Origin of the sequence: Bradyrhizobium acaciae (assembly GCF_020889785.1) — a bacterium.
GTDB classification, from domain to species: Bacteria; Pseudomonadota; Alphaproteobacteria; order Rhizobiales; family Xanthobacteraceae; genus Bradyrhizobium; species Bradyrhizobium acaciae.
Map to the genome: position 1 here is coordinate 25,437 of NZ_JACMYK010000032.1, position 14,538 is coordinate 39,974.

Sequence of the window (14,538 nt, forward strand, 5' to 3'; positions counted from 1 at the left end):
CATGGTGGATAGCCTCCAACCCCGGCGCTTCGGAGCAGGGCAACAGTCTGTAAAACCTGCGCATTCCAGCCGCAGGCTGTTCATGGCGTTCGAGTTCGCAACGGCCAGCCAATGGCGTTCGATCCTGTTCCTGACGCTGACCTGTCTCGTCCTGTTCCTGCCGGGCTTCTTCACCATCCCGCCGATCGACCGCGACGAGGTCCGCTTTGCCCAGGCGACCAAACAGATGGTCGAGAGCGGCGACTTCGTCGACATCCGCTTCCAGGACGACGTCCGCTACAAGAAACCGGTCGGCATCTACTGGATGCAGGCGGCGGCGCTGAAGACGATCTCCGCGCTCGGTGTGCCGCGCGCCCAGGTCCGCATCTGGGTCTACCGCCTGCCGTCCCTGATCGGGGCGATCGGCGCGGTGCTACTGACATATTGGACGGCGCTCGCCTTCGTGACACGACAGGGCGCGGTGCTGGCCGCCTTGATGATGGCAAGCTGCGTGCTGCTCGGGGTCGAGGCGCGATTAGCCAAGACCGACGCGATGCTGCTCCTGACGGTCACCGCCGCGATGGGTGCGATGGCGCGAGTCTACATGTCCTGGCAGCGCGGCGAGGATCCGGCGCGCCCATCATGGGGCCCGCCTGCGGTCTTCTGGACGGCGCTTGCGGTCGGCATCCTGCTCAAGGGGCCGCTGATCCTGATGTTCGTCGGCCTCGCGATGGCCGGGCTTGCGATACTCGATCGCTCGGCGGCCTGGTTCTGGCGCATGCGCCCGGTCTGGGGTCTGATGTGGACCCTGGTGCTGGTGCTGCCATGGTTCGTGCTGATCTTCCTCCGCGCGGGCGACGCCTTCTTTGCCGACTCGGTCGGCGGCGACATGCTAAGCAAGCTCGGCGCACAGGAATCCCACGGCGCGCCGCCGGGGCTCTATCTGCTGCTGTTCTGGATCACGTTCTGGCCTGGCGCACCGCTCGCCGGCATGGCGGCACCTGCGATCTGGCGCGCCCGCCGTGAGCCCGGCGCCCAGTTCCTGCTGGCCTGGCTGATTCCATCCTGGATCGTGTTCGAGGCGGTGCTGACCAAGCTGCCGCATTACGTGCTGCCGCTCTATCCGGCGATCGCGATCCTGACCGTGGGCGCGCTGGAGCGGCGGGTGCTGTCGCGCTCACCCTGGTTGTTGCGCGCCGCCGCCTGGTGGTTCGCGATCCCCGCGTTCGGCGCGGTGCTGGTGATCGTCGGCGCGATCAAGGCGATCCATCAGCCGCTGTTTCCGGCCTGGCCGCTGTTCGCCGTGGCGATGGTGTTCGGCCTGATCGCGTGGTGGATGTTCGAGGACAGTCGTGCCGAACGGTCGCTGCTCAATGCGGTGATCGCCGGGGCGTTGATGGCGGGAGCAACCTATGGCGTGGTGCTGCCGCGGCTCACCACGGTGTTTCCGAGCCAGGAGGTGGCGCGCGCCCTGCGCAACGTGACCTGCGTCGGCCCGAAGGCGGCGGCCGCCGGCTTCCATGAACCGAGCCTCGTCTTCATGACCGATACCTCGACGCTGCTCACCGACGGATCGGGTGCCGCGGATTTCCTCGGGCAGGGCTCCTGCCGCTTCGCGCTGGTCGAACAGCGCTCGGAACGCGCCTTCGTGCAGCGCGCCGAGGCCATCGGCCTGCGCTACAACGCGCCGGTGCGGATCGAGGGCTACAACATCTCGCAGGGCAAGGCGGTCTCGATTGCAATCTTCCGTTCTGAAGGAACGGAGTGACATGCCGGCGCCGCCCGCCATCCCGGAATCCGGCAATTATTTCGGACGATTGCTGACGCTGATCTGGCTGTCCTTTGCCCAGCTGGTGCGCGCACCATCGCATTCGCGCCGGGCCGAGGCGGCGCGACGCTCCGCGCGCCACGCATTGTTGCTCGTCGTCATCGTCGGCGGCGTGATCGTCACGCTGATGTATGTGGTCGACGTCGCAGAGATCAGCCTGATGCCACCACGCGGCACGCCGGGTCTCTGGTGGGTGAAAGTGCTCACCGATTTCGGCAAGGACGAGTATGTGCTGAGCGCGCTCGGCCTGCTGCTGATTGCGGTGGCGTTGGCGGCACCTGCACTGCGCGGTGTGCCGCGCGCGACGTTGCTCGGCCTCGGAACGCGGCTGCAATACCTGTTCCTGTCGATCATGTTGTCGGTCGCGGTCGGTGAACTGATCAAGTGGATCGTCGGCCGCGGGCGGCCTTTTGTCGGCGGCAAGGCCAACGCGTTCAACTTCCAGCATTTCGCCGGCACCGAGGCCTATTCGAGCTTTCCGTCGGGACATTCGATCACTGCGTTTGCGCTGGCCTTCGCCGTGTCGGCCGTATGGCCGCGGGCACGGGGCGTGATGCTGGCCTATGCGCTGATCATCATCGCGACACGGTTGGTGCTGCTGGCCCATCACCCGAGCGACGTGGTGGCGGGCGCGCTGGTCGGCGTGATCGGCGCAATGACCATGCGCTACTGGTTTGCGGCCCGCCGCCTTGGTTTCGCCATCGATCGCGATGGGACCGTTGTGGCGCTGCCGGGACCGTCGGAAGGGCGCCTTAAAAGGGTTGCGGGGAGCGCCTTCGCCCCATAAAAGCGGTCGCCCGATGGCCGGATCGGGCGGGTTCCAGCCACTGACAACACCAACCACGAGTGCCGATTTGCCTGCTTCCGACCAGACGCCGGTCGCCGTTTCCATCGTCGTGCCTGTGCGCAACGAGGCGGACAATATCGCGCCGCTGATTACCGAGATCGCGGCTGCGCTCGACGGACGCTGGGCCTACGAGATCGTCTACGTCAATGACGGCTCGACGGATATGACTGGCGAGCGACTGGGCGCGATCATGGCGCAGCGACCCAATCTCCGGCAACTCCGCCACACCGTCTCTTCGGGCCAGTCGGCCGCCGTGCGCAGCGGCGTGCGCGCCGCGCGCGGCGCAATCGTGGCAACGCTCGATGGGGACGGTCAGAACAATCCGGCCTTCCTGCCGGACCTGATCGCGGCGATCGAGAGCGGCAATGGCCGGGTCGGCCTCGCCGCAGGCCAGCGCGTGGGGCGCAAGGACACCGGTTTCAAGAAGCTGCAATCGCGCATCGCCAATACGGTGCGCGGGATTATCCTGCGCGACGGCACCCGCGACACCGGGTGTGGCCTGAAGGCGTTTCCGCGCGAGGTGTTTTTGGCGATGCCCTATTTCGACGGGCTGCATCGCTTCCTTCCGGCGCTGGTCCGCCGCGAGGGGCTCGCGATTGCCTATGTCGATGTCGTCGACCGCCCGCGCCATTCCGGCGTGTCGAACTACGGATTCTTCGACCGGCTCTGGATCGGGATCATGGATCTTGCCGGCGTGTGGTGGCTGATTCGCCGCAAGAAGCCGACGCCGGTCGTCACTGAGGTGACTGATGTCGCCGCAGCGCCGGTCGCTACCGAGGTGAAGTGATGCTGATTCAGTTTGGCCAGGCGCTGAGCGCCTATTTTTACGACACGTTCGTCGCCAAGTTCGATTTCTGGTTGGCGTTCGGCCTCGTCGCGCAACTGTTGTTCACCGCGCGTTTCCTGGTGCAGTGGATTTCCAGCGAGCGCGCCGGCCAGAGCGTGGTGCCGATGGCGTTCTGGTTCTTCTCGATGGGCGGCGGCTTGATGACGCTGATCTACGGGCTCGCCAAGCGTGAGCCGGTCATCATCATCGGGCAGGGCCTCGCGACGCTGATCTACATCCGCAACATCATGCTGATCCTGAAGAACCGCGGACGCGGGTCGAAGACGCTCGAGAACTGATCCCGGCGGTCGCCGCGCGATTGTCCGCGATGGTGGCGTCGATTTTGCCGCGCCCTACGGCTCGCCGATTGCGGCTGCGGGTGCCGGCGTCGTCGAGACCGTACGAACGCGGCTATGGGAAATACATCCGTCACGATCGTGGCTACGAGACGACCTATGCCCATGTTGCGAGCTTCCCGCCCGGACTGAAGATCGGCGACCGTGTTCGTCAGGGCGAGACGATTGCTTATGTCGGATCGACAGGCCTCTCGACCGGCCCGCATCTCTGTTATGAGGTGCGGATCAACGGCCGCAACGTCGCCGACATAATCCTCGAAGGCGCGTTTGATCAAAGCCGCCCGTGCGCCGGAAGCTCTGCTGCGTCGACCGCATTCTCGCGATCGGCGGCGGTCTCGCCGGCGGCATCGAGCACGGGATAGGCGACCGAGCAGATGTGCGAATGGATTCGGCGAAGGTCGCGCAGCACGTCGAGATGCAGCGATGTGGTCTCGATGGTCTCGGGTCGGCCTTCGCGCAGGCGCTCCAGATGGCGCTCGACGGCGGCCAATTCGGCCGTGCGCAGTGCAGCCTTCTCGGCAAGCAGCTTGCGCGCCTCGTTGGCGTCGCCTGACATGAACACGCCGAATGCCATCCGCAGCGAGTCGATCGTGCGCTTGTGGAATGCCGACAATTCCTCGGCGCCTTCGGCAGAGAATTGCAGGCGGTGCTTGATCTTCTTGGTCGCGAGCTCACTCAGATTCTTGTCGACGATGTCGCCGATATGCTCGAGATTGATCGCGAACGAAACGATCTCCATGGCGCGCTGCCCCTCACGCTCGTCGAGGCTGCCGCGGGTGAGTTTGGTGACGTAAAGCTTGATCGCCTCGTTCAGATGGTCGACGGTGTTGTCCATCTTCGAGACCTGGTCGACCACGGCGCGATCATTGGTCATCATCGCCGTCATGACCTTGCGCAGCATCGCCTCGGTGTGGTCGCCCATATGCAGCACCTCGCGGGCCGCATCGGCCAGCGCGAGCGACGGCGTCTCCAGCGCACTCTCGTCGAGATAGCGCGGGCGAGATGGGTCGGTCTCCTGTGCCCGCTTCGGCAACAAACGCTCCAGCAGACGCGCCATGTGGTCGAGCAGGCCGATGAACAGCAGCGCGGTCGCAACGTTGAACGCAATGTGGAACAGCGCGGTCGCCTTGGCGAGATCGGGCTGCCAGGCGTAGATGGTCTCCGTGATCGGGCGCAGGAACGGCGCCACCAGCAGGATGCCGACGACGCGATTGACGAGATTGCCGACCGGCAGCCGGTAGCTTGCCGGATTGTCGCGCCGCGCGCCTTCGATCAATGGATTGATGGCGCTGCCGAGGTTGGCACCGAGCACGAGCGCGAACGCGGCATAGGGCGAGATGAACTGGGAATAGGCCAGCGACATCACCAGCAGCACGCTGGCGACGCTGGAGTGGACCAGCCAGGTGACGACAGCGCCGATCAGGATGCAGAGCACGGGATCGCCGGTGATCGCGCCAAGGAACACGCGCACGCCCGGGGCATTCTCGGCGGGTGCCATCGTATCGAGCAGGATGTGCAGCGCGAGCAGCATCAGGCCGAGGCCGATCGAGACGCGGCCGAGATCCTTGATTCGGGAGCGCGGCCCGCTGCGGAATGCGACGAGTCCTGTGATGAACAGCACCGGCGCTACGGCGGCGATGTTGAACGACAGCACCTGCACGATCAGCGTGGTGCCGATATTGGCGCCGAGCATGATCGCGAGCGCCGGCACCAGGCTCACGAGCTCCTCGGCCGCGAAGGAACCGGTGATCAGGGCGGTCGCGGTCGAGCTCTGGAGCAGGGCCGTCAGACCGAGGCCGGCGCCAAGGGCGGTGAACCGGTTGCTCAGCGCCCTCGCCAGCAACAGCCGCAAATCGGGCCCGAAGGCTCGCAGAATCCCGCTGTGGACCATGTGCAGGCCCCACAGCAGGAGGGCGACGCCCCCCATCAGATCAAGCAGAACTAGACTTCCCATACTTCCTGGATATCCCGGCGAATTCGAGTCGAAGGGATCACGCTATAGAGCCAACTGACCTGATATCAACCCCTTCTTGTTCTCGTTGGAACCGGTTGCAGAAGGCGATCGGAACGATCGGGGCTGCCTCATGAAGCAGCCTGATCGGATCGGAACTCCTTCTATCCTTGGCCAAGCGCCTGGTTCCATACGGGATGGCGACGGGCACGCCGGGTAAATGATTCTCGAACGGGACCGCTAAATTGCGATCGGTTCCGCTAGGCAGTTTCCAATCTTTCGCCGCTATGACGGTAAGAACGAGAAAGCTGTCCAGCCAGGAAGCTGCCCAGAAAGCGTGGGGATCAGAATGTTTATGAATCGCCGCAAGAGCGAACGCCGGCCGTGCCGGAACGTTGCCAAAATTCAGTTGGGCACGGGGTCGTTGCCGCGTGACTGCATGATCACCGACATCTCCTCTGGCGGTGTCAAGGTGATCGCCGAATATCTCGAGATTCCGCCGGAATTCACTATCATTCTCTCGACCGGCAACCCGCGTCAGTGCCGCCTGGCCTGGCAAATCGGGCACGAGTTCGGTGCCCAGTTCGTCGACTGATCCAGCGGCCGGGCTTCCGCCAAGCATCCGGCACCGCTTCTGGGCCGGATGACGGCGAGATGATGGCATCCTTAACCGGAACTTAGGGTTAAACTGTGAGCATCCCGGAACCTTCGCTGTTCCGAGTCTCATTGATGTCCGAGAAACTACCCCGACCTCCAGGCCGCGTGCGCCGTCTCGCCGGCTCGGTACCTGCCGTCATCCTGCTGATCGGCCTATCCGCCTGTCAGACCTCGGGGCCATCAGACATCACCGGGTCATTGGGCGATACGGCGGAGGCCACGCCGGCGCCAGCCGATCCCCGGAGCGACATTGCAACCTATCACGAGCGTGTCCGCGCCAACCCGAAAGACGCCGACGCAGCACTGAAATACGCTCGGGCGCTGCGCGCCACCGGCCAGCGGGCACAGGCGGTCGCGGTCATGGAGCAGGCCGTGCTGGCACAGCCCAGCAACAAGGCGCTGCTCGCGGGCTATGGACGGGCGCTCGCCGACAACGGCAATTTCCAGCAGGCATTCGACGTGCTCGGACGCGCCCACACCCCGGAAGACCCGGACTGGCGCATCCTGTCGGCGCAAGGCGCCGTGCTCGATCAACTCGATCGTCATGACGAGGCCCGCCAGTATTATTCGAGCGCGCTGAAGATCGTGCCCGACGATCCGTCGGTGCTCTCCAATCTCGGCCTGTCCTATCTGCTGTCGAAGGACCTGCCGAAGGCCGAGGAGACGCTGCGCCGCGCCCGGGAGCGCGCACCCGGCGATATGCGGGTGCGGACCAATCTCGCCGTCGTGGTCGGCCTGCAGGGCCGCCAGGCCGAGGCTGAGACCATCATGAAGGCCGATTTGCCGCCGGAGCAGGGCTCAGCGAATGTCGCCGCGCTGAAGCGGCTGTTGGCGCGCAGGGATGCAAGCCGGACCGACTCGGACAAGATCCCGGTCGCGGCCAGCGGCCGCGACTAGAGCGTCTTCACGCGAAATCCGGACGGCTGCTAGCCGGCAGCACGGCGGCCGTCGTTCCGGCGCGACTGCAGCTTCTTGAGGATCGGCGACAGGAACGACTCGCGGGCCTCGGCGAGATCGGGACGGCCGGTGAGGCGCTGCGCGATCCGCAGGAAGGTCTTTGTGGTGCGATGACGCGCAGAGACTTCCGCGATCATCTGGCCGTTGTTGGCGGCTTCGCCGAACAGCCTGCAATCGAACGGAATGGACGCGATCGGCTGGCTCTCGATCGTTTTGGCGAAGTCCTTGACCTCGATCTCGGGGCGCTTCGACATGCCGACCTGGTTCAGGCAGTAGAGCGGCGGCCGGTCATTGGGACGCGCGGTCCGGAGCAGGTTCATCATGTTCTTGGTATTGCGCATGTTGGCGAGGTCGGGCTCGGCGACGATCAGGATATCGTCGGCGCCGACCAGCACGCGCTTGGTCCAGGCGGTCCATTGATGCGGGACGTCGAGCACGATGCAGGACGTGGTCATGCGCATCGTGTCGAAGATGGCATCGAACGCCTCGGCGCCGAAATCATAGACCTGGTCGAGGGTGGCCGGGGCCGCCAGCAGGCTGAGATGGTCGCCGCATTTTGCCAGCAGGCGTTCCATGAAGGCGCTGTCCGGACGCTCGGGTGCGAACACCGCGTTGGCGATGCCCTGTGTCGGATCCTGGTTGTAGTCGAGCCCGGCTGTACCGAAGGCGAGGTCGAGATCGACCACGACCGAATCCAGCCCGAGGTCGCGCGCGATGGTCCAGGCGACATTATGGGCGATGGTCGAGGCGCCGACGCCACCTTTGGCGCCCGCGACCGCGATCAGCCGACCGACCGAGACCGCTTCCGAGGACGAGAACAGGCTGCAGATCGAGCGGACGATGTCGAGCACCTTGACCGGCCCGACGACGTAGTCGTTGACGCCGCGTCGGACCAATTCGCGATACGGCGCAGCTTCGCCCGGCGTGCCGAGCACGACGACGCGGGTGCCGGGATCGCAGACCGTGGCGAGCTCGTCGAGACCGGCGAGGAAATCGTTGTCCGGCTCGGTCTCCAGCATGATGACGTTGGGCGTCGGCGCCTTGTGATAGGTGTCGATCGCCGCTGCGATGCCGCCCATGTGGACGGAGAGGTGAGCCTTGGCCAGCCGCCGGTCTTCGGCGGCGGCGCGCGCGGTCGCGGCCGTCGCGACGCTGGTGCAGAAGGCCTGCACGGAAATCCGCGGTGCCGGCGCGATGTGGTCGTGGGCGTGCTGCGGTTCGTCCTGTTGTTCGGTCATTTCCCGGCGTCGCTCAGTTTCGCTCTATCGGCTTCGGGGTAGGCGGTCGCGGTCGAGTCACCCTTGCGGTATTTCTGGAATGCGATCGACCGGCGCGGCGTGTAGGCGGCGGTCTCGGTCCGCGGCTGTTCGAGGTCGGACGGATTGGCGACCATCGCGGCGAGATTGCGCTGCGTGGCGCAGCCGAAATTCTCGTACTGCTTGTTCTCGCTGTAAGCGGGATTGTAGATCGAGGGACCAAGGTCGCTCGGCCACACGCCGCAGGGGCCGGCGACCGCGGCCATCTTCGGATAGCTGAGGCGAATGGTCGGAAGCGCGCGCGGGTCGTCGGTGTGATAGGAGCGCCGGGTGATGGCGTGCGCAGGCACCCCCATCGACGCCAGCACGCCGCGGATCTCCTGGTACACCGCCTGCGTCGAGCGTGTGTTCGAGGTGTCGGCCGGCACATCGATCGCGATCGCGCCGGTGCCTTCACGGCGCCAGGTGCGGGCCAGCCCCATGACGTCGTCGCGCTGCGTTTCGGTGAGATTGCCGCGGGCATGGCCCACGAACACGACGATCGACTGCTCACCCTCGGTGATCGCGATCGGATGTCGTTGCCGGTAGTCGTCGGGCACGGTGCCGGTGGCAAGATTGTCGCCGGTCAGATTGCAGCCGCCGAGCGCGATCGCCGTGGCGACGAGGGCGCCGCACAGCGAAAGCGACCTCTTATGTCCGGCTTGTGTGTTGCGTATCATCATAGGATCCCCCAACCCTTCAGGTTCGCGCCTCAGTCGATGATGAAGCCGAAATTGACCGGCGTGGCGCCGATCGGCTCGGCACGGGCGGCAACGCCGTAGATGCGATTGACGCGCGCCAGCAGCGCCGACTGTGCGTCGGAGGCCGGAGCAAATCCGTCGTCGGGACGGGACAATTCCTTCTGCGCAACGGCGCGCACCACGTAGGGCGTCACGATCACCATGAGCTCGGTCTCGTTGTTGACGAAGTCCTGGCTCCTGAACAGCTGGCCGAGGACCGGGATCTGATCGACGCCCGGCATTCCGTTAATGGCCTGCTTGGTCTGCTCCTGGATCAATCCGGCCATCGCGATCGAGCCGCCGGAAGGCACCTCCAGCGTGGTGTCGGCGCGGCGGGTCTTGATCGAGGGGATCGTCGTGCCGCCCTGGCCACCGGTCAACGCGTTCTCCATCGAGACTTCGGACACTTCGGTCATCACCTTCAGGCTGATGCGTCCCTCGGACAGCACCACCGGAGTGAAGTTGAGCGAGATACCGAACTTCTTGAAGCTGACGGTCTGGACGCAATTCCCGATCGTGCCTGACGTCGTGGTCTGACAGGTGACGCCGGTCGGAATTGGAAACTCGCCGCCCGAGACGAAGGTCGCGGACTCGCCGGAGATCGCCGTGAGGTTGGGTTCGGCCAGCGTCTTCACGACGCCTGCGTTTTCCATCGCGCGCAGCGTCGCGGTGACGGTCGGCACGCCGAGCTTGTTCAGGGCCGCACCGGCCAGCACGTTGCTGGGCGCGAGCGGTCCGTTGTTGGCGGTGAAGGCGTTGGCGTTGTTGAAGACCACCGCAGCGGTGCCGTAATTCATGTTGGCACTGAGATCGACGCCGAGCTGCTTGACGACATCCCGGCGCACTTCGGCGACGGTGACTTTCAGCATCACCTGGTCGCGGCCGCGCACCACGATGGAATTGACGACCTTGTCGGCGCTGCCGACGAGCTTCGCGGCGATGTCGCCGGCCTGCTGGGCTTCGACCGGGCTCGCCACTGTGCCGGTCAGCACTACGCTGTCGCCGACGCCCTCGATCTGGACGCCGGGCAGCATCTGCTTCAATGCGGCGCGCATGCCGTTGAGGTCGCGCTTGATCGCGATGTCGTAGGACGCGACCTGGTTGCCTTCGGCGTCGAAGAACACCACGTTGGTCTGGCCGACCGCCGCGCCGATGATATAGGCACGCTGCGCCGAGCGGATCACGGCGTTGGCGATCTTGGGATCGGCGACCAGGACGTCCTTGGCCTCGCGCGGCAGGTCGACCACCACCGACTTGCCGACGCCGAGCGAGACGGAACGCATCTTGGCGGAAATGCTGCTCGTCACTGCGACGTCCGCGTTCTTGTCGGGATCGGTCGCGCCGGCGAGAGCCGGGATCAGCATCAGGGCGGTAACCGCCGAGAATGACAGCGAACGGACCAGCGTGGTCCGCGTCGCGAGTTTTTTTGCACCCGTTGTCATATCGAAGCCCCCATCACTTCTGTGTCGTCTGAGCGCTAGGGATGCCGAAGCGCACCACCTTGATGCTCTCGCCCCGCTTCGGGGCCTGGTCTCTGGTCTCGTCGATCGTCTCATTGATGTCGGCGATGCTGCGCAGCGCCAGCGCCAGCGTGCCGCTCTGCCGGGCGCGCGCGAGCGTCTCGGCCTGTTCGGGCTTGAGCTCGAGTGTCACGGTCTTGCCGACGAGGGAGTTGTTGCCGTCCTTCTCTTTCGGCGCCTGGTCGATCGCCAGCACGCGGACGTTGGACAGCAGTATTTCGGTGGTGATGATGTCGCGGTTACCCTGCTGTTGATCGGGGTTCTTGTCGCGTCGCGACAGGATCACATCGACGCGGTCGTTCGGCAGGATGAAGCCGCCGGCGCCGGTCTCCGGCGAGATTTCCGTGGAGATCGCGCGCATGCCGGAGGGCAGGATCGCGGCCATGAAGCCGCTTCCATTGGCCTTGACCAGTTTCTGCTCGCGGATCGGTTCGCCGATGATGAAAGGAGCGCGTGCGATCGAGCCGATCACGTCGCTCATGGCATTGGCATTGGTGTCGTGGCGGATGAACGCCGCGCTTGCGGTTTCAGCGGGCCAGCGCTGCCATTGCACGTCTTCGGCTTTGACCGACTGGCCAAGGCCGATGTCGGACTTCGCCACCAGCACTTCGACGGTCGGGAGTTGTGCGACTGGCGGCGCGACCGGCGCCGGTTTGCGATCGCCAACGCTCGCGAGATACATGGCCGCGAGGCCTGCGACGCCGGCGATGCCGAGGACCACGATGCGTGCCGTCTTCATGCGATTGTCTGAATGCCCTTAACTCAGGGCAGTCACGTCCTTGCGGCACCGACAGCCCTTCCGGGAGCATCACTACGGCCGCAAAAGTATAAGGGAACTTGATGGAACGTCCGGACAATTAAGGGATTGGTGGGGATGGTGAACGGCGAGTTTATCGGCGCCGTCACATCTCCGCAGAATCCCGGAGATCGCGCGTACTCGATGCACGGGACGCGGGTCGCAATGCCGCGTCACCGCCGGGCGGTTGTGGTTAATCTCGGCTGACGTGCAGTCCGCGCCGACGGATCAGCGCGCAGCCTTCAACGCCGCAAACCCGCGATCGAGATCGGCCTTGAGATCGTCGAGGCTTTCGAGCCCGATATGCAGCCGCAGCGTCGGTCCGCCCGGCGACCATTTGGTCGCGGTGCGATAGTCGCTGCAATCGAACGGGATGGCGAGGCTCTCGAACCCGCCCCACGAAAAGCCCATGCCAAACAGCTTGAGCGTGTTGAGCATCGCATCGACCGCGGTCTGCGGCACGGGCTTCAGCACGATGCTGAACAGGCCGGAGGCGCCGGTGAAGTCGCGCTTCCAGATCGCGTGCCCGGGATCGGTCTCGAGGGCGGGGTGCAGCACCCGATCGACCTCGGGTCGCGCCGCAAGCCAGCGCGCCATGTCGAGCCCGGAGCGATGGTGCTGTGCAAGTCGAACCGACAGCGTGCGTAGCCCACGCAGCGCGAGGTAGACGTCATCGGGGCCGACGCAGACGCCGAGCACCCCGATCGCCTCCTGGACCAGCGGCCAGGCCTTCGCATTGGCCGCGATGGTGCCGAACATGATGTCGGAGTGGCCGCTGAAATACTTAGTGCCGGCCTGCATGCTGATGTCGATGCCTTGTTCGAGCGAACGGCGATAGAGCGGGGTCGCCCATGTGTTGTCATCGATCATCAGCGCGCCGTGGGCATGCGCCACGGCCGATATCGCGCGCACGTCGGGCATCTCGAACGATTGCGAGCCGGGTGCCTCGACCAGCACGGCGCGGGTGTTCGGCTTGAACAGCGCCGCGATGCCGGCGCCGATCAGCGGATCGAAATAGCTGGTCTCGATGCCGTAGCGCCTCAGGAGCTTTTCGCAGACATTGCGGGTCGGCCGATAGGCATTGTCGCAAACCAGCAGATGGTCGCCGGCCTTCAGCACGGCGAGCAGCGTCGTGCTGATCGCGGACAGTCCCGACGGGGCGAGGCCGACGCCGGCGCATTGCGGGCCTTCCAGCGCCATCAGCACGTCCTGTAGCGCCCGGGTGGTCGGGGTGCCGTGGCGGCCATAGGTAAATTCGGCGCGATGGGCGTGGAGGTCCTCCGCGGTCGGATAGAGCACGGTGGAGCCGTGAAACACCGGCGGGTTGACGAAGCCCTTCTGGGCCTTGGTGTCGCGGCCGGCCGTGACCAGGCGGGTCGTGACGTCTTGCGGGCGGGGGGGCGTGGAGCCGTCAGAGGAGGTCATGGATTGCTGCCGTTGGACTTTAGACTTTTTGCCGCAACCGCACCGCGTCGGGAAGACAGGGCTACGCCGGGAGGTGTTACTAACAAGAGGTAGAAGACATGCGTCAACCCCTTGACCCGGCTCGTCAGTCGCTATGTGATGCGGCGCAACTACCAGTCGCCGCACGTTGAGGGGCCTGCCGCGACCTACGATCCGTTGCCTGATCGGTTTGCACGCCAAGCTGCCGGTTGGATTAGCATTTTTTGCTGCAAGGGATCATTGGGATGGCCCGTGAACGCGAGGCGATCACAAAGCAAACGTCCAACGGACGACCCTGAAAGGCCCTGCCCATGAAATGCGCATCCCTGGCTGTTTTTCTTGCCGTTGCCGCCGCCCTGTCGGGCCAGGCCGCCTCGGCGCAAACCCTCAAGACGATCAAGGACAGGGGCCAGCTGTCCTGCGGCGTCAGCCAGGGCCTGCCGGGCTTCTCCGCGCCGGACGACAAAGGGAACTGGACCGGCATCGACGTCGACGTCTGCCGCGCCATTGCCGCCGTGGTGCTCGACGACCCGACCAAGGTCAAGTTCGTGCCGCTGTCGGCGAAGGATCGCTTCACCGCGCTGCAGTCCGGCGAGATCGACGTGCTGTCGCGCAACACCACCTGGACCGTGTCGCGCGATACCTCGCTCGGCGCCAATTTCACCGGCGTGACCTATTATGACGGGCAGGGCTTCATGGTGAAGAAGTCGCTCAAGGTCAATTCGGCGCTGGAATTGAACAGCGCCTCGGTCTGCGTGCAGACCGGCACCACGACGGAGCAGAACCTCGCCGACTTCTTCAAGGGCAACAACATGAAGTACGAGGTGATCGCGTTCGGCAGCATTGACGAGGCCGTCAAGGCCTATGAATCCGGCCGCTGCGACGTCTTCACCGACGACGCCTCGGGGCTCTATGCCAGCCGCCTGAAACTCGCGAACCCGGCCGATCACATCGTGCTCCCGGAAATCATTTCCAAGGAGCCGTTGGGGCCGATGGTGCGCCACGGCGACGACCAGTGGTTCGACATCGTGAAGTGGACGTTGTTTGCGATGATCAATGCAGAGGAACTCGGCATCACCCAGAAGAACGTCGACACCATGCTCAAATCGGACAAGCCGGAGATGAAGCGGGTGCTCGGCACCGACGGCAATCTCGGCGAACAGCTCGGCCTCACCAAGGACTGGGTGGTGCGGATCGTGAAGGCGGTCGGCAATTACGGCGAAACCTTCGAGCGCAATGTCGGCACCGGCTCGCCGCTTGGCATCGCTCGTGGCGTCAACAATCTCTGGAACAAGGGTGGTATCCAGTACGCGCCGCCGATCCGCTGATCGATCCGGCCAACG

13 protein-coding genes and 1 pseudogene are annotated in these 14,538 nt (G+C 65.0%); 8 read left to right on the plus strand and 6 right to left on the minus strand.

What is annotated here, in order from left to right:
* The first annotated feature begins 1 nt into the window (after position 1).
* The 5 genes and pseudogenes from H8A92_RS15510 to H8A92_RS15530 all read left to right on the plus strand — a co-directional run.
* Positions 2-1,747, plus strand: coding sequence for an ArnT family glycosyltransferase (locus tag H8A92_RS15510; protein WP_229196595.1), 1,746 nt, complete (start codon positions 2-4; stop codon positions 1,745-1,747).
* A 1-nt stretch (position 1,748) separates the two neighbouring features.
* The gene (locus tag H8A92_RS15515; protein WP_229196596.1) at positions 1,749-2,594 is read left to right on the plus strand and encodes a phosphatase PAP2 family protein; all 846 of its coding nucleotides are present in this window, start codon (positions 1,749-1,751) and stop codon (positions 2,592-2,594) included.
* A gap of 67 nt (positions 2,595-2,661) precedes the next feature.
* On the plus strand, positions 2,662-3,441 hold the full coding sequence (locus H8A92_RS15520) for a glycosyltransferase family 2 protein (RefSeq protein ID WP_229196597.1): 780 nt from the start codon (positions 2,662-2,664) through the stop codon (positions 3,439-3,441).
* Positions 3,441-3,779, plus strand: a complete 339-nt coding sequence (locus H8A92_RS15525) for a lipid-A-disaccharide synthase N-terminal domain-containing protein (protein ID WP_163150535.1) — start codon at positions 3,441-3,443, stop codon at positions 3,777-3,779. The genes H8A92_RS15520 and H8A92_RS15525 overlap by 1 nt, the downstream gene beginning before the upstream one ends.
* Before the next feature lie 34 nt (positions 3,780-3,813).
* Positions 3,814-4,055: pseudogene (locus H8A92_RS15530) on the plus strand (M23 family metallopeptidase); the annotation flags it as partial.
* Positions 4,056-4,107: 52 nt separating this feature from the next.
* Here H8A92_RS15530 and H8A92_RS15535 read toward each other — a convergent pair.
* Positions 4,108-5,790: a Na/Pi cotransporter family protein gene (locus H8A92_RS15535; RefSeq protein WP_229196598.1), complete on the minus strand. Its 1,683-nt coding sequence runs from the start codon at positions 5,788-5,790 to the stop codon at positions 4,108-4,110.
* 346 nt (positions 5,791-6,136) lie between these two features.
* Between H8A92_RS15535 and H8A92_RS40995 the strand changes: the two genes are divergently transcribed.
* A complete protein-coding gene (locus H8A92_RS40995) occupies positions 6,137-6,382 on the plus strand; it encodes a PilZ domain-containing protein (RefSeq protein WP_338026545.1) in 246 nt (81 codons plus the stop codon).
* A 134-nt stretch (positions 6,383-6,516) separates the two neighbouring features.
* Complete coding sequence (locus tag H8A92_RS15545; protein ID WP_229196600.1) at positions 6,517-7,341, plus strand: tetratricopeptide repeat protein; 825 nt, start codon at positions 6,517-6,519, stop codon at positions 7,339-7,341.
* A 29-nt stretch (positions 7,342-7,370) separates the two neighbouring features.
* On the opposite strand, the gene H8A92_RS15550 is transcribed toward H8A92_RS15545, so the two are convergent.
* From H8A92_RS15550 to metC, 5 genes are all read right to left on the minus strand, one after another.
* Entirely contained in the window at positions 7,371-8,639 is a 1,269-nt protein-coding gene (locus H8A92_RS15550) for a CpaE/TadZ family protein (RefSeq protein WP_229196601.1), read from the minus strand.
* Positions 8,636-9,379 (minus strand): CpaD family pilus assembly protein, encoded by a 744-nt coding sequence (locus tag H8A92_RS15555; protein ID WP_229196602.1) that lies wholly within the window; start codon positions 9,377-9,379, stop codon positions 8,636-8,638. Before H8A92_RS15555 ends, H8A92_RS15550 begins: the two co-directional genes overlap by 4 nt.
* A gap of 29 nt (positions 9,380-9,408) precedes the next feature.
* Positions 9,409-10,878 (minus strand): type II and III secretion system protein family protein, encoded by a 1,470-nt coding sequence (locus tag H8A92_RS15560; RefSeq protein WP_229196603.1) that lies wholly within the window; start codon positions 10,876-10,878, stop codon positions 9,409-9,411.
* A 13-nt stretch (positions 10,879-10,891) separates the two neighbouring features.
* Positions 10,892-11,695, minus strand: a complete 804-nt coding sequence (gene cpaB, locus H8A92_RS15565) for a Flp pilus assembly protein CpaB (protein ID WP_229196604.1) — start codon at positions 11,693-11,695, stop codon at positions 10,892-10,894.
* Between the two features lie 285 nt (positions 11,696-11,980).
* Positions 11,981-13,177 carry a cystathionine beta-lyase gene (metC, locus tag H8A92_RS15570; protein WP_229196605.1) on the minus strand — a complete coding sequence of 399 codons (1,197 nt, stop codon included), beginning with the start codon at positions 13,175-13,177 and terminating at the stop codon, positions 11,981-11,983.
* A gap of 329 nt (positions 13,178-13,506) precedes the next feature.
* On the opposite strand from metC, the gene H8A92_RS15575 reads away from it, so the two are divergent.
* Positions 13,507-14,523 (plus strand): amino acid ABC transporter substrate-binding protein, encoded by a 1,017-nt coding sequence (locus H8A92_RS15575; RefSeq protein WP_163151557.1) that lies wholly within the window; start codon positions 13,507-13,509, stop codon positions 14,521-14,523.
* Positions 14,524-14,538: the final 15 nt, after the last annotated feature.